This is a genomic window from Kitasatospora sp. NBC_01539 (assembly GCF_045040525.1).
GTDB lineage: Bacteria > Actinomycetota > Actinomycetes > Streptomycetales > Streptomycetaceae > Kitasatospora.
Window position 1 is genome coordinate 6,090,291 of sequence record NZ_CP109390.1, and the last position, 22,210, is coordinate 6,112,500.

A 22,210-nucleotide genomic window follows, 5' to 3' on the forward strand; every position below is an offset into this window, starting at 1 on the left:
TCCGCCGTTCGTCCCGCCGTTCGTCCCGCCGAAGCGAGAGTAGAGGACCTGATCCCCGTGACCCCGAGCCGGACCGCACCCACCGCCGCGCGCCGCGTCAGCATCCCGCCGTTGCGCGTCCCGCGGGCCGCCCCGGACCCGGAGGAGACGGAGCGCCTGCTCTCCGGCACGCACCACGATCCGCACGCCGTGCTGGGCGTGCACCAGGTGGCCGACGGCGTGGTGGTGCGGGTGCTCCGGCCGACGGCGGAGCGGGTCGTGGTGCGCACCGCCGACTCCTGGGTGGAACTCGACTCGGCGGGCGACGGCCTGTACACCGGCGTCCTGCCGGGCCCCGCCGTGCCCGACCGCCGGCTCGTCGTGACGTACGACGGAGTCGAGCGGGTCGAGGACGACGGGTACCGGATGGGGCCGACGCTGGGTGAGCTGGATCTGCACCTGATCGCGGAGGGCCGGCACGAGCAGTTGTGGCGGGCGCTGGGCAGTCATGTCCGCACGGTCGACGGGGTGGCGGGGACGGCGTTCGCGGTGTGGGCGCCGAACGCGGTGGGGGTGCGGCTGGCCGGCGACTTCAACCACTGGGACGGCACCGGGCACCCGATGCGCTCCCTGGGTTCCTCGGGCGTGTGGGAGCTGTTCGTGCCGGGCCTGGCGGAGGGCGCGCTCTACAAGTACGAGATCCGCGGCCGGGACGGCGGGGTGCGGCAGAAGGCCGACCCGCTCGCCCGCGCCGCGCAGTGCCCGCCCGGCACCGCCTCCGTCGTCCACACCTCGGACTTCACCTGGAACGACAGCGCGTGGATGGCCGAGCGGGCCCGCACCGTCCACCACCGCGCCCCGATGTCCGTCTACGAACTCCACCTCGCCTCCTGGCGCCCCGACCTGACCACCTACCGCGAGATCGCCGACGTGCTGCCCGGCTATCTCGACGGCCTCGGCTTCACCCACGTCGAGTTCATGCCCGTCATGGAACACCCCTTCGGCGGCTCCTGGGGCTACCAGGTCAGCGGCTTCTACGCCCCCACCGCCCGCCTCGGCACCCCCGACGACTTCCGGCACCTCGTCGACACCCTCCACACCGCAGGCATCGGCGTCATCGTCGACTGGGTCCCCGCCCACTTCCCCAAGGACGACTTCGCCCTCGCCCGCTTCGACGGCGAACCCCTCTACGAGCCCGCCGACCCGCTGCGCGCCGAACACCCCGACTGGGGCACCCTGGAGTTCGACTACGGCCGCACCGAGGTCCGCAACTTCCTCGTCGCCAACGCCGTCTACTGGTGCGAGGAGTTCCACGTCGACGGCCTGCGCGTCGACGCCGTCGCCTCCATGCTCTACCTCGACTACTCCCGGCCTCCCGGGGCCTGGACGCCCAACGCGCAGGGCGGGAACGAGAACGACGACGCCGTGCGGTTCCTCCAGGAGATGAACGCGACGGTCTACCGGCGCTGCCCCGGCGTGATCACGATCGCCGAGGAGTCCACCGCCTGGCCCGGCGTCACCCGCCCCACCGACACCGGGGGCCTCGGCTTCGGCCTGAAGTGGAACATGGGCTGGATGCACGACTCCCTGGCGTACATGGCGCGCGAGACGGTGCACCGCCGTTACCACCACCACGACATGACGTTCTCGATGGTCTACGCGTACTCCGAGAACTACGTCCTGCCGATCTCGCACGACGAGGTCGTGCACGGCAAGCGGTCGCTCGTCTCCAAGATGCCCGGCGACTGGTGGCAGCAGCGCGCCAACCACCGCGCCTACCTCGGCTACGTCTGGGCCCACCCCGGCAAGCAACTCCTCTTCATGGGGCAGGAGTTCGCCCAGGGAACCGAGTGGGACCACGAGAGCGGGCCGCAGTGGTGGGTGCTCGCCGACGGCTGGCCCGCAGCCCCCGGGCACCGCGGCGTGCGGCAGCTGGTCGCCGACCTCAACCACACCTACCGCGCCACCCCCGCCCTCTGGGAGCAGGACACCACCCCCGACGGCTTCCGCTGGCTGCAGGCCGACGCCGCCGACGACAACGTGCTCGCCTTCACCCGGCTCGACGCCGCCGGCCGGCCACTGGTGAGCGTCAGCAACTTCTCCCCGATGCCCCGGCCCGGCTACCGCCTGGGCCTGCCCCGCGCGGGGGCCTGGCGGATCCTGCTCGACACCGACGCCGAGGCGTACGGCGGCAGCGGCGCGGGCGGCACGGGTACCGTCCGCACCGAGCCCGTGCCGTGGAACGGCCAGGACGCCAGCGCCGAGCTCGTCCTGCCGCCGCTGGCCACCGTCTGGCTCGTCCCGGAGGAGCCGGGCACGGCCTGACCGCACGGCGTACGCGCCGCGTCCCCGGCAGGTACGGCGGGTGCGGCGCGAACGGCTGACGCCGCACCGGCGGCGGACCACACGGACCACGGACCGCACCGACGGCGGCAACCGCGAACGGCGGGTGCCGGCCCCTCGAAGGGGCTGGCACCCGCCGTTCGCGGTTGCCGGGGTCAGCTGCGGGTGACGGCCGTGCTGCCGGCCGGCAGGCCGCGCAGCCCGACCTCGGTGAGCGCCCGCTGGTAGGCCTCCATCGCCTCCGAGGGGTGCCCGTTCTCCTTCCACACGTCACCGATGTACCGCCAGACCTCGGCCGTACTGCGGGTGACCGGGATCTGCGTCAGCTGGCGTTCGACGGCGTTCAGGGTGGCCTCGCCCGTCGCGCGGTCGCCGGACCGGAACTGCGCCTGGGCGAGCACCGTACGGGCCTTGGCGGACTCCCAGCGCGGCTCGTTGCGGAACAGCCCGAGGGCGCGGCTGGCGTGCGCCACCGCCGCCTCGAACTGCCCGTCGCGCACCGACACCTGGGCCAGGCTCGTCTCGCAGAACGCCTGTTCCGAGGAGGTGCCGACCTCCAGCAGGCCCTGCTGCGCCTCGGCCAGGAGCGTCCGGGCGCGCTCCAGGTCGGGGTTGACCGACTCCAGCATGAGCGTGCCGTAGACGGTCTTGAGCAGGGACTGGTGACGGACGTTGTCCGTCTCCGCCATCATGATCAGCGCACGCTCGGTCAGGGCGAGGGCCTCGCTGGTGCGGCCCTGCGACTTGGCCACCAGGGCGGCGTTCCAGTAGACCGATCCGCGGGCGACCCGGGAGCCGGTCTCCTCGGCCAGCGGCATCAGGCGCGAGGCCACGACGTGCGCCTGCGCGAGGTCGCCCCTGACGCGGTAGCAGTCGATCAGGGTGGCGCCGAGCTGCATGTGGTCGTCGGTCACCTCCATGCCGAGGGTGTCGAGTTCGCGCATGGCCTTCTCGCCGATCTCGACGCTCAGCAGGTGGTTCGCCGACTCGCGGTGGCACCGGCACAGGGCCACCGCGAGCTGGGCCCACTCGGCGGAGCCGACGACGGTGCCGGGGTCCTCGAAGAGCGAGGTGAGCAGCTGGATCGCGGCTTCGAGCCGACCCAGCTTCTCGAAGGCCATGGCCTGCCCGGTCCGTGCCCGTCGGATCATCGCCTCGCCCAGGAACGGCGCGGACGCCAGGGCTTCGCTGTAGGACTGCAGCGCCTCCCCGTTGGCGCCGTTGCGCAGGGCCATGTCACCGAAGGCGATCTTGAGTTCGAGCTCCTTGACCCGCGCGTCGTCGCGGCCGGTGCGCAGGTACTCGACCGAGCACCCGACCCGTTCCGCCAGGAATTTCAGCACGGCCTCGGAGGGAGCCCGCTTCCCGGTCTCGATCAGCGAGACGTAGCTGACGGAGATGTCGGCGGAGGCGAGGTCCTGTTGGTTGAGTCCCTTCTCCAGCCGCAGTTTGCGGAGCCGCTGTCCGATCCCGCTGGTCTCGCTCTGTGATCGCTCCATGGTTCTCCGGTTGAGGGGAGTCCGGCGTCGGGCCGATCCTCAGTCGTGTGCACTTTACTATCTTTTTTACATCAGTCGCGGGCGCTGGCCAAGTAGGCCGACCAGGCTCTGACCTCTTGGGATTCTCCCCCAGAGAGTCGCATACCCGCAGGCACTCACTGCATTCACTCTGTAGCCAGCATCCCCTCGAATGACTCTGATTGACAAGCCTTGTTAAGTGCGTTTGACTCATCGTGTCAAACACCACCCCGTCCCCACGGAACCCAAGGAGCACACCCGTGCGCAAGCTCACCGCCATTGCTGCCGCCACGCTCACCTCCGCCGGTCTGGTCTTCCTCCTCGCCCCGGTCGGGGCCTCCGCCGCGGCCGGCGGGACGGTCACCGGACCGGTCCCGGCCGCCGCCAGCGCCTCCCCGACCTCCACCAACCTCCCCGGCCAGGGCGGCTGCTGCTGACGAGCCGGCCCGGACGAACCGCGCCGTGAACGGCCGGCGGTTCCGCCGGCCGCGCCCCGAGGAAGGGATCCAGATGCGAGTCGACCTCCTGACCAGGGAGTACCCGCCCGAGGTCTACGGGGGAGCGGGCGTCCACGCCGCGGAGCTCACCCGCGCCCTCCGACGCCACGCCGACGTCCGCGTACGGTGCTTCGGCCAGGACAGGTCCGAACCCGGCACATCCGCCTACGACACCCCGCACGACCTGGAAGACGCCAACACCGCCCTGCGGTTCCTCGGCGCCGGGCTGCGGATCGCGGCGGACTGCGCCGGCAGCGACCTGGTCCACAGCCACACCTGGTACACCAACATGGCGGGGGACCTCGCCGCACGGCTGCACGGAATCCCCCATGTCATGACGATGCACAGCCTCGAACCGCTGAGGCCCTGGAAGGCCGAGCAACTGGGCGGCGGCTACGCCCTCTCCAACTGGATGGAGCGGACGCCCGCACTGTCCGCCGACGCCCTGATCGCGGTCTCCGCCGCGATGCGCGCCGACATCCTCACGGCCTACCCGGAGGTCTCGCCCGACCGGATCCACGTGATCCACAACGGGATCGACACCGACGTGTACCGCCCCGACCACGGCACGCGGGCCCTGGAGGAACTCGGCATCGACCCCGATCGCCCGATCGTGCTCTTCGTCGGACGCGTCACCCGGCAGAAGGGACTCCCGCACCTCCTGCGGGCCGCCTTCCAACTGCGGCCGCACGCGCAGCTGGTGCTCTGCTGCGGACAGCCAGACACCCCGGAGATCGCGGCCGAGGTCGCCGGGCTGGTGGACGAACTCGGCAAGACCCGGCAAGGCGTCCACCGGATCGACGCCATGGTCGAACCGGCCCTGCTGCGCCAGCTCCTGACGCATGCGACGGCCTTCGTCTGCCCGTCGATGTACGAGCCGATGGGCATCGTCAACCTGGAGGCGATGGCCTGCGGCACCGCGGTGGTGGCCACCGCCGTCGGCGGGATCCCGGAGGTCGTCGAACACGGCCGTACCGGCCTGCTCGTCCCGTACGAGCAGCGGCCGGACGGCACGGGCGAGCCGGCCGACCCGGAGCAGCTGGCGCTGGAGCTCGCGATGGCGGTCAACCTGCTGCTCGACGACCCGGACCTCGCCGAGAAGTACGGTCTGGCCGGCCGGGAGCGTGCCGTGCAGGACTTCTCCTGGGACCTCGCGGCCCGGCGCACCCTGGAGGTCTACCGGGGCCGGTCGGCGGTGGTCTGACACCGCGGCGCGGCCGGAGGCCGTGGGGCGGTCCGACGGTGCTGGGCGGTGACACCCCCGACCTGCCCAGCACCACCGGACCGCCCCACGGCCCTTCCCGGCCCGCGGATCCCGGCCGGCGCACCCGCCGGGATCCGCGGGCCGGAGGGGGCGTCACCCGGCGCCTGCCGCCGTCGCGGGTTCCGCGGCGGCGGCCTCGCCGTTCCGGGGCTGCGGCTGCGGCTGCGGTTGCGGTTGCCGGTACGGACCGGGCCGCCGGTCGTCGTGGGTGCGACGCGCGTCCCGTGCGTCCCGTGCGTCGAGGACCGCGAGCACCGGCCCGGCGGCCATCGTCGAGACCAGGGCGACCACCAGCAGGGCCTCGAACAGCGTCTGCCCGACGAGCCCGGCCCGGTGGCCCGCGGTGAGCACCACGATCTCGGTGAGCCCCTTCGTGTTCATCAGCACGCCCAGCCGTACGGAGTCGCGCATCCCCAGCCCGTACCAGCGGCCGGTCACGGCGCAGGCCAGGGCCTTCGCGGCCAGCGAGACCACGAGCAGCAGCAGGACCAGGCCGAGGAAGCCGCCGGTCGCCAGCCTCGGCCCCAGGTCGACCTGCTGGCCGGCGCCCAGGAAGAAGCAGGGCAGCAGGGCCCCGGACAGTGCCGCGGTGCCGGCGCCGGAGCCGCCGCCCGCCCGGCCGGGGGCGGCGTCGCGCGCGGGCGCGGCCGGCCACGCGAGGCCGAGCACCAGTCCGCCGAAGAGCGCGTGCAGCCCGAGGGCGGACGACACCGCAGCGGCCAGGCAGACCGCGCCGAGCGTCTCGACGGTCGACCGCTCGCGGCGCGGCCGTACGGGACGGTCACGGTGGCCGGACCGCCACCGGGCGACGGCCGCCGCGGCGGCCACACCGGCGAGGCCGAGGGCCAGGCGGACGGTGTCGATGCCGCCCGACAGCCACAGGGCCACGGCGAACAGGCACCAGCAGGCACCGTCCCCGAGCGCCGCGGCGGCCAGGCTCAGGCGCCCCACCGGGGTGTGCTCCATCGCCCTGTCCTGAAGGATGCGGGCGAGCACCGGGACGGCCGTCACGCCGAGTGCGCAGACCAGGAACACGGTGAACGCGGCCGGGCCGGCCGTCTCCTCCCGGCCGTGGAGCCGGGGCGCGAGCGCCAGCCCGGCGGCGGCCGGCACCGTCAGCGAGACGAGGGCGAGCAGGACGGGCGAGCGGCCCCTCCGCTCCCCGGTGGGAGTCTCCGTGAGGTGCGAGCCGATCTCGAAGGCGTAGAGGGCGACGGCGATCTGGGCGAGCCCGTCGAACACGGCTGCCGTACCGGGCCCGAAGAGCTGCGCGTGCAGTGCCGGGGCGAGCCGGCCCAGGAGCGAGGGGCCCAGGGCGATGCCGACGGCGATCTCCGCGAGGACGGGGGGCTGGCCGAGCCGGCCGGCCACCCGGCCGGCGCCCCGGCTCAGTGCGAGGACGAGTCCGAGCCCGACGAGCAGGCGGGTGGTCGTGTCGAGTGACAGCGTCACGGTGCACCCGCCTCCCCGGGGGGTCGGTGGGGGCCGGAGCGGAGTGGGACGGGGAGGGGCACGAGGGGGCTCCTTGTCATGAGTGGGTCAGTCAAACGGCAATAATTGACAATCGTATTGACAGATTGAAAGTCGCACAGTCGATTGGCGATTTCGATGACAGCCGCAGCCCGGAGCCCGTCCGGCGCCCCGTGACATCGCCCGCAGCGACGGGACTCTGACTCTCCGACAGGTGAACCGACGCCGCCGGGGCCGGAACCGCCCGACGGGCGGCCGGGCCCCGACGCCGTGCGCGTGGCCGTCTCCGGCCGGGCGTTCAGCCGGTGCGGTCCGGCCGGCCTGCGCCGGTGGCGCCGGATGCGGCACGGTCCCGGGCCGGGCCGTCCGGGGCGGGACGGTCGGCGGGCGGTGCGCCGAAGGCCCTGCGGTACGCACCGGGGGAGGTGCCCAGTGCGCGGCGGAAGTGCAGGCGCAGGTTGGACGGGCTCCCGAGGCCGCTGCGCTCGGCGATCCGGTCGATGCCGAGGTCGCTGTGTTCGAGGAGCTCGCGGGCGTGGTCCAGGCGGGCCGTCAGCAGCCAGGCGAGCGGGGTGACACCGGTCTCGGCGGTGAACCGCCGGGCGAAGGTGCGGGTCGACATGTGGGCGTGCGCCGCGAGGCCGGCGACGGTCAGCGGCTCGCACAGGTGCTCCAGCGCCCAGGCCCGGGTGCCGGCCAGCGAACTGTCACCGGGCCCCACCGGCAGCGGCTGCCGCACGAACTGCGCCTGCCCGCCCTCGCGGTGGGGTGCGGCGACGAGACCGCGGGCGAGCGAGTTGGCCGTGCGGGCGCCGAGGTCGCGGCGTACGAGGTGCAGGCACAGGTCGATGCCGGCGGCGACGCCGGCGGAGGTCAGCACGCTGCCCTCGTCGACGTAGAGCACCTCGGGCACCACGGTGACGCCGGGGTGGGCGGCGAGTTCGCGGGCGTACTGCCAGTGGGTCGTGGCGCTCAGGCCGTCGAGCACGCCCGCGGCGGCCAGCGCGAAGGCGCCGGTGCAGATCGACACCATGCGGGCGCCCCGGGCGTGGGCGGCGCGAAGCGCCTCGACGACGGCGGGCCCGAACGGGCGCAGCGGGTCGACGAAGCCGGGCACGACGACGGTGTCGGCCCGGTCGAGGGCGTCCAGGCCGGATTCGACGGTGACGGCGAACCCGGAGGCGGACGGGACCTGGCCCGGTACGGGCGCGCACAGCGTCAGGCGGTAGGGCAGGCCGGCCCGTCGGGCGAAGACCTGGGCCGGGATGCCGAGGTCCAGCGGCAGGAAGCCGTCCAGCACGAGCACGGCCACCTGGTGCGGGGGTCCGGAGGGGCCGTGCGCGATCATGGCTGGATCCTCTCGCACGGTGGCATTGCCGCCACTGTAGACCCGGCCGGGTGCGGACGAGCATGGAGTCCATGAACACCGACACCGACACCTCCGCGACCGCCGGCACCCGCACCGGCACCTCCGGCACCTCCGGCACCTCCGGCACCTCCGGCACCCGCACCGGCACCTCCGGCACCTCCGGCACCCGCACCGGCACCTCCGGCACCTCCGGCACCTCCGGCACCTCCGGCACCCGCACCGGCACCTCCGGCACCTCCGGCACCTCCGGCACCTCCGCGACCACCGCGGCCGGCCTGCCCGCGCTGCCCGCGACCCCGGCCGCCCGGGCCGCGCTCGACCTCGTGCTCCGCGAGGAGACGCCGGCCGTCGCGCACCACAGCATCCGCAGCGCGGTCTTCGCCCGCCTGCTGGCCGACCACCGGGGCGCCGAGGCGGGCCGCGACTACGACCCCGAACTGCTCTTCCTGGCCTGCGCGCTGCACGACATCGGTCTGACCGTGCGCGGCGACGGGGAGCAGCGCTTCGAGGTGGACGGCGCCGACGCCGCCGCGGAGTTCCTCACCGGGCAGGGTTTCGCAGCGCCGCAGGTCGACGCGGTGTGGCAGGCGATCGCCCTGCACTCCTCGCCCGGCATCGCCGAGCGCAGCGGCACCCTGTGCGCGTTCGTCCGGCTCGGCGTGGGCCTCGACTTCGGCCACGGCGCCGATTTCATCCCGGACGCCACCGGGGCCGCGCTCCACGCCGCCTACCCGCGGCTGTCCATGGCGACCTCGCTGGTCGACGCGATCGTGGGGCAGGCGCAGCGCCGGCCGGGCAAGGCGCCGCGCTACTCCATCGCCGGCGAGCTGCTGCGCGAGCGCTCCGAGCCGCCCCACCGGACGGCGCTGGAGGTGCAGACCGAGGCGGCCCGCTGGGGCAACTGAGCCGCGCCGCAGCCCTGTCGGTGCGGCGTCAGGAGATCGGCAGGCCGGAGATCGCGCGGGATATCACGAGGCGCTGGATCTCGCTGGTGCCCTCGAAGATGGTGTAGATCTTCGAGTCGCGGTACCAGCGCTCCACCGGGTGCTCGCGGCTGTAGCCGGCGCCGCCGAGGATCTGCACGGCCTTCTCGGTGGCCGCGACGGCCACCTCGCCCGCCTTGAGCTTCGACATCGAGCCCTCGCCCGCGGTGAACGGCCGGTCGTTGCGGCCCATCCAGGCGGCCCGCCAGATCAGCAGGCGGGCGCAGTCGATCTCGGTGCGCAGGTCGGCGAGGGCGAAGGCGATCGCCTGGTTCTGCAGGACGGGGCGGCCGAACTGCCGTCGCTGCCCGGCGTACTCGAGCGCGTACTCGTAGGCGGCGCGGGCGATGCCGAGGGCCTGCGCGCCGACGGTGGGGCGGCTCAGCTCGAACGTGGCCATCGCCGCCTGGGCCTTGCCGGCGCGGCCCTCGCGGACGCGGGCGAGGCGTTCGTCGAGCTTCGCCTTGCCGCCGAGCACGAAGTCGGCGGGCACCCGGACCTCGTCGAGGAAGACGTCGGCGGTGTGCGAGGCGCGCAGGCCGAGCTTCCTGATCTTGGGTCCGCCGGCCAGGCCCCGGGCGCCCGGCGGCACGATGAACGCCGCCTGTCCGCGGGAGCCGAGCCCGGGGTCGACCGAGGCGACGACCACGTGCACGTTCGCGATGCCGCCGTTGGTGATCCACGCCTTCTGGCCGCTGATCACCCACTCGCCGGCGGCCTCGTCGTAGCGGGCCCTCGTGCGCAGCGAGGCGACGTCGGAGCCGGCGCCGGGCTCGGAGACGCAGAACGCCGCGAGCCGGGGGTCGTTCTCGTCGCCGTAGCACTGGGGGATCCACTCGACGACCTGGTCGGGGGTGCCGCCGGCGAAGATCCCGGCGACGGCGAGGGTGGTGCCGAAGACGGACATGCCGATGCCGGCGTCGCCCCAGAAGAGTTCCTCGTTGGCGACGGCGAGGGAGAGGCCGGTCGGGTCGGCCCACATCTCGGCGAGGGACTCGAAGCCGTAGAGGCCGATCCGGGCGGCCTCCTTGATGATCGGCCAGGGGGTCTCCTCGCGCTCGTCCCACTCGGCGGCGGCCGGGCGGATCACGTCCCTGGCGAACCCCGCGACCCAGGAGCGGAGTTCGGTCTGGTCGTCGGTCAGGTCGAGGCTGAAGCTCATGCTGCTCTCCGGGCGGGGTGGGGGCGGGCGGGAGGCGGGCGGCGGCCGGGTTCAGGCCTTGGGGATGTCGAAGTAGCGGGTGAGGCCGGCGGCCAGGCCGAGGTCGCCGTCGACCTTGAGCCTGCGGGTCATGAAGAGGGTGACGCCGGAGGCGTTGCCGGAGGCCAGCCGGAGGAACTCGGCGGTGGCGAGGGTGAGTCCGAGCCGGGGTTCGCGGGTGCCCTCGCCGGTGGTGAGGGTGCAGGCGCCGTCGGCGATGGCGGTCTCGTAGACGGCGTCGGGCTGCCCGGGGTCGGTGATCCGCCACCGGACGAGGGCTTCGAGGCGGCCGGCGGTGTCGGGCTTGAAGCGGCTCTCCATGCGGCTGAAGACCTCGTCCAGGAGGCGTCCGCGGGACGGGCCCCCGGCGATGTCGGCGAGCGCCCGGCGGGGGGTGTTGCGGACGAGGAGGGCGAACTCCTGCGGGGAGATCGCGGTGAAGTCGAGGGTGTCGACGTCCTGCTGGGTGAGCGAGGTGGGGAGCGTCACGGGCCGCCTTCTTACTATTGAGTAAGTTTACTTGAGAGTAAGGTTACGGGCGGGTCAGATATCCTCGCAAGGTGGAACCGGAACCCAGTCGCAAGCGCCTGCCCCGCAAGGTGCGCGAGCAGCAGATGCTCGACGCCGCGGTGCAGGTCTTCTCCTCGCGTGGCTTCCACGCGACCTCCATGGACGAGATCGCCGAACGCGCCCAGGTGTCGAAACCCCTGCTCTACCTCTACCTGGGCTCCAAGGAGGAGACCTTCGGCGCCTGCATCGCCCGCGAGGCGGACCGGCTGATCGACACCATCGGCGCCGCCGCGCAGGCGCCCGCGGAGCAGCCGGGCGAGCGGCTGGCCGAGGGCCTGACGGCGTTCTTCTCGTTCGTCGCCGACCACCGGGCCAGCTGGATCGTCCTCTACCAGCAGGCGCGTTCGCTGAGCGGCCCGGTCGCGGAGCAGCTCGCCCGCGCCCGCGGCGAGATCGTCGACACCGTGACCGAGCTCGTCCGGCAGTCGCTGGAGGCCGACGGCCGCGGGGCCGGCCCCGGCTACGCCGCGCTGCGCCGCGAGGCGTCCGCCATCGCCCACGCCCTGGTCGGCGCCGCCGACGCCCTCGCCGACTGGGCACTGACGGTGCCGGGGGAGCGCCCCGAGGCCACCGCCCGGCGGCTGATGAACCTCATGTGGGTCGGCCTGGAGCGCCGCGCCAAGGGCGAGGGCTTCGCGGTGCGCGGTGCCGACGACGGCGGCCTCACCGGGGCGTGACGCTCCCGGCCAGGTGGGTGCGGGTGCCGTCCGCGGAGGTCAGCGCGAACTCCCTCCGCCCCCCGCACCCGCCGACGGCCAGCCGCACCGTCCCGGGCAGCAGCAGCGGCGTACGGAACGCCACCACGACCTCCGCGGAGCCCGGCAGGCCGGGGCCGAGGGCGGCGAGCACCCGGGCCTTCGTCCACATGCCGTGCGCGACGGCCCGCCGGAAGCCGAACGGCCGGGCCGCCCACGGGTGGAGGTGGATCGGGTTGCGGTCGCCGCTCACCGCCGCGTACCGCCGCCCGGTGGCGGCCGGCACCTGCCACGGCCCGGACCCGTCCGGGAGGGCGGCGGGCCCGGGGACGGCGGGCCCGGGGGAGCCGCCCGGCGCTCCCGGCGCTCCCGGTGCGGCCCTCCCGTCGCCGTGCCGGTGCAGGTAGGTGGAGCGGGACGCCCACACCTCCTCGCCGCCGCCGGCGGTACGGGCCACCGCGGCGACGTCGAAGGCGGTGCCGCGCGGGTGGGGGCGCAGCCGGTCGGTGCGCACCTCCAGGGCGAGCCGCTCCCCGGCGCCGATCGGGCGGTGCAGGGTGAGGGAGTTGGCCGTGTGCACCAGACCGAGCAGCGGCAGCGGGAAGTCCGCCGCGGTCATCAGCGCGAGCGCCGCGGGGAAGGCCAGCAGGTGCGGGTAGGCGGGCGGCAGGAAGCCGTCCGGCCGCGTGCCGCAGACCTCGGCGTACCGGGCCAGCCGCGCCGGATCGGCAGACACCTCCGGCAGGACGGCGCGGCGGCCGGGCAGCGGGCGGCCGGGAGCGCCCGTACGGCCGCGGGCCGCGGCCCTCAGGTAGGCGGGCAGCACGCCCGGAGGGCGGTCGAAGTGCAGGTCCGGCATGGTTCCCCTCCGGGACGGTCGGGCCGCGGGGCGGCGGTCGGTGCGGGCGGGGGTCAGGCGCCGAGCAGGGACTGCCCGCAGACCCGCAGGGTCTGGCCGGTCACCCCGGCCGTGGCGGGCGCGGCGAGCCAGGCCACGGCCTCGGCGACGTCGACCGGCAGGCCGCCCTGGCCGAGGCTGTTCATCCGGCGTCCGGCCTCGCGCACCATCAGGGGCATCCGGGCGGTCATCTCCGTCTCGATGAACCCGGGGGCCACCGCGTTGACCCGGACGCCGCGCGCGGCCGCCACCGGCGCGAGCGCCTGCACCAGGCCGATCAGACCGGCCTTCGCGGCACCGTAGTTGGTCTGTCCGCGGTTGCCCGCGATGCCGCCGATGGAGGAGGTGCAGACCAGGGCGCCGCCGTCGCGCAGCACCGGTGCGCCGCCGGGGCCGGCGTCGAGCAGCGCGTCGGTGATCCGCTGCACGGCGCCGAGGTTGACGTCGAGCACGGTGTCCCACTCCTGCCGGGTCATCCGGGCCAGCGTGCGGTCGCGGGTGACACCCGCGTTGTGCACGAAGACGTCGACGCCGCCGAACGCGGTCCGCAGCCGCCCGCAGATCTCCGCGGGGGCCTCCGGGGCGGTGATGTCGGCGGTCACCGCGGTGCCGCCGACGCGCTCCGCGGTGCGCTCCAGCGCGGCCTGCCGGGAGGGCAGGTCGAGGCAGACGACGTGCGCGCCGTCCCGGGCCAGCACGGCGGCGACGGCCGCGCCGATGCCCCGGGCGGCCCCGGTGACGGCGGCCACGCCGCCGTGCAGGGGCGAGGCCCAGTCGGCGGGCGCGGTGACGGCGGCCGGTGCGACCCGGACGACCTGCCCGGAGACGTACGCGGAGCGCGGGGAGAGCAGGAAGCGCAGCGGTGACGCGAGGGCGACCTCGCCGCCGGCGGCGACCCGGAGCAGCTGGCAGGTGGCGCCGCCGCGCAGCTCCTTGCCGAGCGAGCGGGTGAAGCCCTCCAGGGCCTGCGCGGCGACCGCCGCGCCGACGCCGCCGGTCCCCGCCGCGGCCTCGGCGGGGACGTCACCGAGCACCACGACCCGTCCGCCGGGCGCCAGTTCGCGGACGAGGGGGTGGGCGAAGGCGTACACCTCGGCGAGGTCCGCGGTGCCGGTCAGGCCGGTGGCGTCGAGGACCAGGGCGGCCGGGCGGCGGCGGGCGGCCGCCTCCGGCACGGCGCCGTCGGCGGTCTCGGTGCCGGCGGCGGCCAGGACGGCGGCCACGGCGGGTACGAGGCGGCCCTGCCGGGTGCCGCCGAGCAGGACGGGCCCGGGGACGGCGGGCCCGTCCGGCCGGTGGCGCGGCAGCGTCGCGGGGGTGGGGACGCCCGCGCGGCGCAGGACCGCCCGCGCGGCCCGGCCGGAGACCGCCCGGCTGAGAAGGTCCGGCATGAAAACCTCTCCTTACTACCTAGTAAGTTTACTGAAGAGTAAATACCCTGGCGACTGTCGAGCGCCACCCCTCAGGCCCCTGGAGTCAGCGATGGCCCGAACCGTCCGCCGCGTCGCGATCCTCGGCGGCAACCGCATCCCCTTCGCCCGCGCCGGCGGCCCCTACGCCAGAGCCTCCAATCAGGAGATGCTCGCGGCCGCCCTCGACGGACTCGTCGACCGGCACCATCTCGACGGCGTCCTGCTCGGCGAGTTCGCCGCCGGCGCCGTCCTCAAGCACGCCCGCGACCACAACCTCGCCCGCGAGACCGTGCTCGGCAGCCGCCTCGACCGCCGCACCCCCGCCTACGACCTCCAACAGGCCTGCGGCACCGGCCTGGAGGCCGTCGCCCTCGCCGCCCAGCGGATCGCCCTCGGGCAGACCGAGTGCGCCGTCGCCGGCGGCGTCGACACCGTCAGCGACGCCCCGATCGGCCTCAACGACGACCTGCGCCGCGTCCTGCTGCGCGCCCGGCACGCCCCCACCGCCGCCCGGAAGGCCGCCAACCTGCTGCGCGGCCTGCGCCCGCGCCAGGTCGTGCCCGACATCCCCGTCAACGCCGAACCCCGCACCGGCCTCTCCATGGGCGAGCACGCCGCCCGCACCGCCCGGCAGTGGGACATCGGCCGCGCCGAACAGGACGCTCTCACCGCCACCAGTCACCAGCGCCTGCACGCCGCCTACGAACGCGGCTTCTTCGACTGCCTCGTCACGCCGTACCGCGGCCTCGCCCGCGACCAGAACCTCCGCCCGGACTCCACCCCCGAACGCCTCGCCCGCCTCACCCCGGTCTTCGGCACCGACACCCCGGACGCCACCATGACCGCCGGCAACTCCACCCCCCTCAGCGACGGCGCCGCCCTCGTCCTCCTCGCGAGCGAGGAGTGGGCCGCCGCCCGCGGCATCGAACCCCTCGCCTACCTGGCCGACACCGAGGTCGCCGCCGTCGACTTCACCGGCGGCGAGGACGGCCTGCTCACGGCCCCCGTCTTCGCGGTGCCCCGGCTGCTCGCCCGCAACGGCCTGCACCTCGCCGACATCGACCGCTTCGAGATCCACGAGGCCTTCGCCTCCCAGGTGCTGGCCACCCTGAAGGCCTGGGAGGACCCGGAGTTCTGCACCACCCGGCTCGGACTCCCCGGCCCGCTCGGCACCGTCGACCGCGACCGGCTGAACGTCAACGGCTCCTCCCTCGCGGCAGGCCACCCCTTCGCCGCCACCGGCGGCCGCATCACCGCCACCCTCGCCGCACTCCTCCACGAGCTCGCCACCACCCCCGACAGCCCCCCGACGGCCTCTCGGACCGGTAGGACCGGCGCACCCGGCAGGACCGGCGGACCCGTCCGCGGCCTGATCTCCGTCTGCGCCGCCGGAGGCCAGGGCATCACCGCCCTCCTCGAACGCTGAGCCCCCCGACCCCCAGGGAGAACCGGCCCATGCCCCTTCCGATCGCCCGCGCGGCCCACCTGCACGACCTGGCACCCGTCGAGGTGCGCCGCAGCGGCTCCCGGGTCGTCGAGGCCCGCACCCCGTACCTCGTGCCGCCCGCCACGACCGGCAGCCTCGCCGACCTCCCCTTCCGCAACGCCGCCGAGGCACCCGACGCGGTCGTGGTCACCCGGCGCACCGCGGACGGCCGACGGGACGACCTCACCGCCGCCGTCTTCGCCGCCGAGGTCGCCGCCGTGGCGAAGGGCCTGGTCGCCTCGGGCATCGGCCCGGGCGACCGGATCGTCCTCATGTGCCGCACCCGCTACGAGTGGACGCTGCTCGACTTCGCCGCCTGGGCCGCCGGGGCCGCCGTCGTGCCGGTCTACCCCACGTCCTCCGCCGAGCAGGCCGAGTGGATCGTCCGCGACTCGGGCGCCGCCGCGGTCGTCGCCGAGGACGCCGACTGCGCGGAGGTCCTGGCGGCCGGGCTGCGCCGCATCGGCGGCGGCATCCCGCTGTGGCGGATCGACGAGGACGCCGTCGGCGAACTCGCCGCCCGCGGCGCCGCGGTGGCCGACGAGGCGGTCGCGGCGCGGCGCGCCGCGCTGACCCCGCGGAGCGAGGCCACCCTGATCTACACCTCGGGCACCACCGGCCGGCCCAAGGGCTGCCGGCTCACCCACGGCAACCTGCTCGACGAGGCCGCGAACTGCCAGGCGCTGCTGCAGCCGGTCTTCGAGGCGGTGTCGGACGAGCCGCCGTCGACGCTGCTGTTCCTGCCGCTCTCGCACGTGCTCGGCCGGATGATCCAGGTGGCCTGCGTGCACGCGCGGATCCGCATCGGCCACAGCCCGTCCCTCAAGCCGGCCGAACTCCGGCCCGACCTCGCCTCGTTCGGCGCGACCTTCCTCGTCGGCGTGCCCTACCTCTTCGAGAAGATCCACCACCTGGGCCGGACGGAGGCGCAGGCCCGGCACGCCGCCCGGGTCTACGACCGGGCCGCGGACGTCGCGGTGCGCCACGCCCGGGCCGAACTCGCCGCCCTGGCGGGCGAGGGCCCGCGCCCCCCGCTCGGCCTGCGGCTGCAGCACCGGCTGTACGACGCGCTGGTCTACCGCAGGGTGCGGCAGGCGATGGGCGGCCGGGTCCGGTACGCGATCAGCGGTGGCTCCTCGCTCGCGCCGGAACTGCTGCTCTTCTTCGCCGGAGCCGGGGTGCTGGTCTACGAGGGCTACGGCCTCACCGAGACCTCCGGCCCGTCGACGGTCAACCCGCCGCTGCGGCCGAAGCCCGGCACGGTCGGACCGCCGGTGCCGGGATCGGCCGTGCGGATCGCCGACGACGGCGAGGTGCTGCTGAGCGGCATGCAGCTCTTCGACGGGTACACCGGTGCGGAGCGGCCCGCGGTGACGGACGGCTGGTTCGCCACCGGCGACCTCGGCAGCCTCGACGCCGACGGCTACCTCACCGTCACGGGCCGCAAGAAGGAGATCCTCGTGACCAGCGGCGGCAAGAACGTCGCGCCGGCCCCGCTGGAGGACCGGCTGCGCGCGCACCCGCTGGTCAGCCAGTGCCTGGTGCTCGGCGACGGCCGCGCGTACGTCGCCGCCCTGGTGACCCTGGACCCCGAGGCCGTCGGGGAGTACCTCGCCCATCTGCCGCGCGGCACACGGGAGGCGGGGTCCGCGGGCGGCGGCGCCGTGGCGGTCGGCAGTGCGCTGCCGGTGCACCACGCCGTGGCGGCGGAGGTCGCGGCGGCCGTCCGGGCGGTCAACTCCTCGGTGTCGAGGGCCGAGTCGATCCGCCGGGTGCGGATCGTCGAGGGCGACTTCACCGAGGAACGCGGCCTGCTCACACCGTCGTTGAAGGTCAAGCGGCAGGCGGTGGCGCTCGCGTACGCGGCGGACGTCGACCGGCTGTACGGCTGAGCGGGCCGGGCCCACGGGCGGGCCCACGGGCGTGACCCCGCGCGGCCGTTGCCGGCTCGCGGGTCACGGCCCCGGCCCGGTGATCACCGGCCCCGGGGGCTCCGCTAGGTTGTGGGCCCGCCGCACCCCGCGGCGCCCCGCCGCCCGCCCCCGGAGACGCCCGCCCATGGACAGCACGCCGACCGTCGAGACGGCCCCGCCGGCCGCCGTCTGCTTCCGGCACACCGACCGCGAGTCGTACATCCGGTGCGGCCGGTGCGACCGGTACGCCTGCCCGGACTGCCGTCACGAGGCGTCCGTCGGCTACCAGTGCGTGGAGTGCGTGAAGGGCGCGGCCCGGGCGGTCCGGCCGACCGTCACCCGGTTCGGCGGGCGCACGGTGACGCGTCCCGTCCTGACGTGGGCGCTGATCGTGCTCGACGTCCTGCTCTACCTGGCCGAGACGGCCCGCCCCGGGATCGTCGACCGCTTCTCCGCGCTGGGGCAGGGCGTGGTGGGCCCGGACGGCGGCTTCTACACGGTGGAGACGCCGTACCTCCCGACGGGCTACCACGCCGTCGGCATCGCGCACGGCGAGTGGTACCGGCTGATCACCTCGGCGTTCCTCCACCTCCCGCCGACGGAGGGCGTGTTCGGGGTCGCCCACATCCTGGTGAACATGTACGGGCTGTGGCTGCTCGGCCGCTTCCTGGAGGGCTGGCTCGGCCGACTGCGCTTCCTGGGCCTGTACCTCGTCTCCGCGCTCGGCGGGTCGGTGTTCCAGTACGTGCTGGCCCCGGAGTTGCCGGCGATCGGTGCTTCCGGGGCGGTCTTCGGGCTGGTCGCCGGCTACGTGGTCATGGCGCGCCGGATCCGCCACGATCCGCTCGACAGCGGTCGTCTGCTGGGCGGTTCGCTGCTCTGGCTGGTGGTCTCGGCGAGCTTCACCTCCTGGCAGGGCCATCTCGGCGGCCTCCTCGCCGGGGCGGCGGTGGGTGCCGTGCTCGCCTTCGCGCCGGCCCGCCCGGCCCGCCTCCGGGGCGGGATCCAGGCGGCGGGCACGCTGGCGGTGGCGGCCGTCCTGGTGGCCGGCGTCGCCCTGAAGACCTCGGACATCCTGATGAACACACCCTGGAGCTGACCCGCCGCCGCCGGGCGCCGGGTCCGCTCGGAGGTCGCGGAGTTCAGGCGTGTTCGGCGTCGTGCGCGGCGATCGCCGCGGTGATGCGGAGCAGGTCGGCGGGGCGGGCCGGGTCGAGTCCGGTGAGGGCGGCGATCCGGCGCAGCCGGTAGTCGACCGTGTTCGGGTGCAGATGGAGTGCGCTCGCGGTGTGGCGGCGGTTCAGGCCGCCTGCCAGGTGGGTGCGCAGGGTGGTGAGCAGGTCGCCCGCGTCCTGCAGGGGTTCGATCAGTGAGGCGAGCCGGGGCCGGGCGTGGCTCGGTCTGGTGAGCTGGTACTCCAGCAGCACGTCGTCGAGCCGGTACAGCCCGGGCGGGCGGCCGAAGGCCTGCGCGACCTCCAGCACCTCGTACGCGAGCGTGGCCGCGGCGGCCACCGCGTACGGCTCGCAGGCGGCGGCGCCGGCGAGCACGGGCGCGCCGGTGGCCCGGGCGGTGCGGGCGAGGAGGTCGGCCAGGTGCCGCCACCGGTCGGCGGGCACGTCGTCGGGACGGCAGTCGAGCGGCACGAGGACGAGCCCGCCGCCGGCGGAGAGCACGGTGAGTGACGACTGCCGGGTGTGGTGGTCGAGTTCGGCGCGCAGCCGGCGCAGCTTGCGCCGGCCCGCCACCGTGCGGTCGACGCCGTCGGCACGTTCGTCGGGGTGGTCGGCGACGGCGAGCCCGAGGACGGCGTAGGCGGGCGGGAGCCGTACTCCGGCCCGGGCGGCGGCCTCCTCGGCGGGGGCGCCGTCGAGCAGGGCGGTGAGCAGCGCGTGCCGGGCGGCGTTCCGTTCGTCGACCATGGTCCGCCGCTCCTCGAAGTACCCGGCGCCGGCGGCCGCGGTGACCTGCCGGAGCTGGTCCAGCAGCAGCCGGTGCAGCACGAGCAGCGCCGCGGTGTCGCCGGGGCCTGCGTTCCGGGTCATGCGTTCCCAGCAGACCTCCAGGCCGAGGTGGTGGGCGAGGAGGACGGCCTCCAGCGGCAGCCCCTCCTCGGCGCGGCGGGCGGCGTGCTCGCGGACGGCCGTGAACTCCTCGGCGGCGGGGACGTCGCCGGTGCGGACGGCGTGGGCGAGCGCGCGGATCCGGTGCCCGATGGTGCGGGTGAGCTCGCCGGTGAGCTGTTCGCGCGGCAACTGCCGGTAGGTGGGCAGCCGTTCGAGGAGCTGGGCGAGGACGGTGCCGACGAGTTCGGGCAGGCCGTCCAGCAGGTGCCGGTCGGCGGGGAGCCCGCCGATCAGCGGCACCTGCCAGTCCACCTGCAGCGCAGGGGCGTTGTGACTGCTCACAGAAAACACCGTCCAGGTCTGGGATACGCCCAAGGGTCGGTCCGTGGCGGCGGCCCCATCATGGAGGCACTCCCGGTTACCTGTTGGTAACAAACTTCTGGTGTGGAGGCAACAGTTGAGAACCCCACTTCTCCGCTCTGCCGCAAAACCCCTGCGACGCAAGCTCGTCGGCGCCCTCGGCGCGGCGCTGCTGGCAGCCGCCGTACTGACCGGCGGAACCCCCACCGCCCTCGCGGCGGCGAGCACGGCCACCGCCTCGGCCCCACCCGACGGTGACACCGTGGCCTCCCCGCCCGGCGCCAACGACTGGAACTGCCGGCCGGGCGCCGCGCACCCCAACCCGGTCGTCCTGGTGCACGGCACCTTCGCCAACCGGTACGAGAACTGGCTGGTGCTCTCCCCGCTGCTGAAGAGCCTGGGCTACTGCGTCTTCGCCCTCGACTACGGCACGGTGCCCGGCATCACCTCCTCCGGCAGCGGCCTGCTGCTGCCGATCGGAGGACTCGGCCCGGCCGCGGAGTCGGCCGCACAACTCGGCCGCTTCGTCGACCTGGTGCGGACGTACACCGGCGCGGCGAAGGTCGACATCGTCGGCCACTCGCAGGGCGGCATGCTCCCGAACTACTACGTGAAGTTCCTCGGCGGCGCCGCCAAGGTGGACAAGCTGATCGGCCTCGCGCCGTCCAACCACGGCACCACGCTCTCCGGCATCGCCAACCTCGCCCCGTACCTGCCCGGCGTCGCCGACCTGATCTACGACGCCTGCCCGGCCTGCCGGGACCAGGTGGTCGACTCGGCGTTCAACCGGAAGCTGGCCTCGGTGCCGGACACCGTGCCCGGGGTGCGCTACACCGTCATCTCCACCGTGCTCGACGAGGTGGTGACGCCGTACCGCACGCAGCGCCTCGCCGGTCAGGGGGTCGACAACATCACCGTGCAGGACAGCTGCCTGGTCGACCTGGCCGAACACGTGCTGATCGCGGTCGATCCGACCGCGCTGCACCACGTCGTGAACGCCCTCGACCCGGCCCACGCCACCTGGGTGGGCTGCGGCTGACGGCGCGGGCACGACCGTGCGGGGCACCCGGCGCACCGGGTGCCCCGCACGGTCACGTCCGGGGGCCGGCGAGCTCGGCGAGCGCGAGGTCGCGCAGCGGGGTGAGCCGGCTGCTGCTGAAGCCGTGGTAGACCGCGTTGGTGAGCAGCACGACGTACCGCCCGGTGGCCGGGGAGAGGAAGAGGCTGGTGCCCGTGTAGCCGTGGTGGTAGGCGACGCCGGTGTCGGTGACGAGCCAGGCCAGGCCGCGGCTGCGGCCCGGGTCGGAGGCGATCTGCGGGTGCAGGCTGGCCGCGAGCCAGGGGTCGTCGCCGGTCAGCAGGTGCTCGGCGAAGACGGCGAGGTCGGCCGCGGTGGAGAAGACCCCGGCGTGGCCGGCGACACCGTTCAGCAGGGCGGCGTTCGGGTCGTGCGGAATGCCCCAGGTGCGGGGCGCTCCGCGCAGCCGCTGCTCGGTCGGGGCCACCGTGGGTGAGCGCTGCACCGGGCCGAACTCCGTCTCGTACATGCCGGTTTCGCGCCACATCTCGTCCGCGAGACGGTCCAGCGGCTGCCTGTGCGCGGCCTCCAGCAGGAGCCCGAGCAGCACGAACCCCCGGTTGATGTAGCGGTGTTCACTGCCCGGGGTGGCGACGAGCCGCTCCGCGCAGAGGAGTTCGGCGAGCGGCCGGTCGAGGTGGAGGTACCGGTCGAGCCGGGTCTCCGGCTGGAGGCCCGCACTGTGCGACAGCAGGCCGCGCACGGTGAGCAGGGCGCCGGGGACGGGCAGCTCCGGGAACCGCTCGCCGAGCGGGGTGTCGAGGTCGAGCAGCCCCGCGGCGATCGCCCGGCCGGTCAGCGCCCAGGTGGCGGTGATCTTGGTGAGCGAGGCGAGGTCGTACCGGGTGTGCTCGTCCGGCGCGGCGGGCCCGCACTCGGGGGCGACGGCGCCGCGGGCGGCGACCGACCGGTCCGCGGCGGGCCCGGCGCGGGTGTCGCCGAGCACGAGCACCCCGCCGGGCACCCCGCGCTCCCGTACGGCGTGGTCGAGGGCGTCGGCCAGTGCGGCGGCTGCCGCGGGGGCCCAGGGCGTGGTGGTGGTCACGTGCGTCCCTCCGTAAACCGGTGGAGTGGAGCCGGTCGAACGGTGCGGTACTCCCGGATTGTCG

The 22,210-nt window shown here is 74.8% G+C and carries 18 protein-coding genes; 9 read left to right on the forward strand and 9 right to left on the reverse strand.

The window, feature by feature from the left end:
- Positions 1 to 48: 48 nt before the first annotated feature.
- Positions 49 to 2,304: a 1,4-alpha-glucan branching protein GlgB gene (gene glgB, locus OG335_RS26395; protein ID WP_405015530.1), complete on the forward strand. Its 2,256-nt coding sequence runs from the start codon at positions 49 to 51 to the stop codon at positions 2,302 to 2,304.
- Between the two features lie 173 nt (positions 2,305 to 2,477).
- On the opposite strand, the gene OG335_RS26400 is transcribed toward glgB, so the two are convergent.
- Entirely contained in the window at positions 2,478 to 3,821 is a 1,344-nt protein-coding gene (locus OG335_RS26400) for a helix-turn-helix domain-containing protein (protein WP_405013602.1), read from the reverse strand.
- A 278-nt stretch (positions 3,822 to 4,099) separates the two neighbouring features.
- Here OG335_RS26400 and OG335_RS26405 point away from each other — a divergent pair, with 278 nt between their 5' ends.
- Positions 4,100 to 4,276 carry a hypothetical protein gene (locus OG335_RS26405; protein ID WP_405013603.1) on the forward strand — a complete coding sequence of 59 codons (177 nt, stop codon included), beginning with the start codon at positions 4,100 to 4,102 and terminating at the stop codon, positions 4,274 to 4,276.
- Positions 4,277 to 4,349: 73 nt separating this feature from the next.
- Positions 4,350 to 5,540, forward strand: coding sequence for a glycogen synthase (glgA, locus tag OG335_RS26410; protein ID WP_405013604.1), 1,191 nt, complete (start codon positions 4,350 to 4,352; stop codon positions 5,538 to 5,540).
- 153 nt (positions 5,541 to 5,693) lie between these two features.
- Here the strand turns inward: glgA and OG335_RS26415 are convergent, their stop codons facing one another.
- A complete protein-coding gene (locus tag OG335_RS26415) occupies positions 5,694 to 7,052 on the reverse strand; it encodes a cation:proton antiporter (RefSeq protein WP_405013605.1) in 1,359 nt (452 codons plus the stop codon).
- A 316-nt stretch (positions 7,053 to 7,368) separates the two neighbouring features.
- Positions 7,369 to 8,418 (reverse strand): GlxA family transcriptional regulator, encoded by a 1,050-nt coding sequence (locus tag OG335_RS26420; protein WP_405013606.1) that lies wholly within the window; start codon positions 8,416 to 8,418, stop codon positions 7,369 to 7,371.
- Positions 8,419 to 8,489: 71 nt separating this feature from the next.
- Between OG335_RS26420 and OG335_RS26425 the strand changes: the two genes are divergently transcribed.
- Positions 8,490 to 9,344, forward strand: a complete 855-nt coding sequence (locus tag OG335_RS26425; RefSeq protein ID WP_405013607.1) for an HD domain-containing protein — start codon at positions 8,490 to 8,492, stop codon at positions 9,342 to 9,344.
- Between the two features lie 28 nt (positions 9,345 to 9,372).
- On the opposite strand, the gene OG335_RS26430 is transcribed toward OG335_RS26425, so the two are convergent.
- On the reverse strand, positions 9,373 to 10,584 hold the full coding sequence (locus OG335_RS26430) for an acyl-CoA dehydrogenase family protein (protein ID WP_405013608.1): 1,212 nt from the start codon (positions 10,582 to 10,584) through the stop codon (positions 9,373 to 9,375).
- 51 nt (positions 10,585 to 10,635) lie between these two features.
- Positions 10,636 to 11,112: an SCP2 sterol-binding domain-containing protein gene (locus OG335_RS26435; protein ID WP_405013609.1), complete on the reverse strand. Its 477-nt coding sequence runs from the start codon at positions 11,110 to 11,112 to the stop codon at positions 10,636 to 10,638.
- A gap of 71 nt (positions 11,113 to 11,183) precedes the next feature.
- On the opposite strand from OG335_RS26435, the gene OG335_RS26440 reads away from it, so the two are divergent.
- A complete protein-coding gene (locus OG335_RS26440) occupies positions 11,184 to 11,870 on the forward strand; it encodes a TetR/AcrR family transcriptional regulator (RefSeq protein WP_405013610.1) in 687 nt (228 codons plus the stop codon).
- On the opposite strand, the gene OG335_RS26445 is transcribed toward OG335_RS26440, so the two are convergent.
- Together OG335_RS26445 and OG335_RS26450 are read right to left on the reverse strand one after the other, a co-directional pair.
- Positions 11,857 to 12,747 (reverse strand): MaoC family dehydratase, encoded by an 891-nt coding sequence (locus OG335_RS26445; RefSeq protein WP_405013611.1) that lies wholly within the window; start codon positions 12,745 to 12,747, stop codon positions 11,857 to 11,859. The two genes, OG335_RS26440 and OG335_RS26445, sit on opposite strands and share 14 nt — an antisense overlap.
- A gap of 53 nt (positions 12,748 to 12,800) precedes the next feature.
- Complete coding sequence (locus OG335_RS26450) at positions 12,801 to 14,177, reverse strand: 3-oxoacyl-ACP reductase (RefSeq protein WP_405013612.1); 1,377 nt, start codon at positions 14,175 to 14,177, stop codon at positions 12,801 to 12,803.
- A 91-nt stretch (positions 14,178 to 14,268) separates the two neighbouring features.
- Here OG335_RS26450 and OG335_RS26455 point away from each other — a divergent pair, with 91 nt between their 5' ends.
- From OG335_RS26455 to OG335_RS26465, 3 genes are all read left to right on the forward strand, one after another.
- Complete coding sequence (locus tag OG335_RS26455) at positions 14,269 to 15,624, forward strand: acetyl-CoA C-acetyltransferase (protein ID WP_405013613.1); 1,356 nt, start codon at positions 14,269 to 14,271, stop codon at positions 15,622 to 15,624.
- A 29-nt stretch (positions 15,625 to 15,653) separates the two neighbouring features.
- Positions 15,654 to 17,576, forward strand: a complete 1,923-nt coding sequence (locus tag OG335_RS26460; protein ID WP_405013614.1) for an AMP-dependent synthetase/ligase — start codon at positions 15,654 to 15,656, stop codon at positions 17,574 to 17,576.
- 166 nt (positions 17,577 to 17,742) lie between these two features.
- Positions 17,743 to 18,696 (forward strand): rhomboid family intramembrane serine protease, encoded by a 954-nt coding sequence (locus tag OG335_RS26465; RefSeq protein ID WP_405013615.1) that lies wholly within the window; start codon positions 17,743 to 17,745, stop codon positions 18,694 to 18,696.
- A 43-nt stretch (positions 18,697 to 18,739) separates the two neighbouring features.
- On the opposite strand, the gene OG335_RS26470 is transcribed toward OG335_RS26465, so the two are convergent.
- The gene (locus OG335_RS26470; RefSeq protein WP_405013616.1) at positions 18,740 to 20,005 is read right to left on the reverse strand and encodes a PucR family transcriptional regulator; all 1,266 of its coding nucleotides are present in this window, start codon (positions 20,003 to 20,005) and stop codon (positions 18,740 to 18,742) included.
- Between the two features lie 115 nt (positions 20,006 to 20,120).
- On the opposite strand from OG335_RS26470, the gene OG335_RS26475 reads away from it, so the two are divergent.
- Complete coding sequence (locus tag OG335_RS26475; protein WP_405013617.1) at positions 20,121 to 21,062, forward strand: esterase/lipase family protein; 942 nt, start codon at positions 20,121 to 20,123, stop codon at positions 21,060 to 21,062.
- 52 nt (positions 21,063 to 21,114) lie between these two features.
- On the opposite strand, the gene OG335_RS26480 is transcribed toward OG335_RS26475, so the two are convergent.
- On the reverse strand, positions 21,115 to 22,146 hold the full coding sequence (locus OG335_RS26480; RefSeq protein WP_405013618.1) for a serine hydrolase domain-containing protein: 1,032 nt from the start codon (positions 22,144 to 22,146) through the stop codon (positions 21,115 to 21,117).
- Between the last annotated feature and the right edge of the window lie 64 nt (positions 22,147 to 22,210).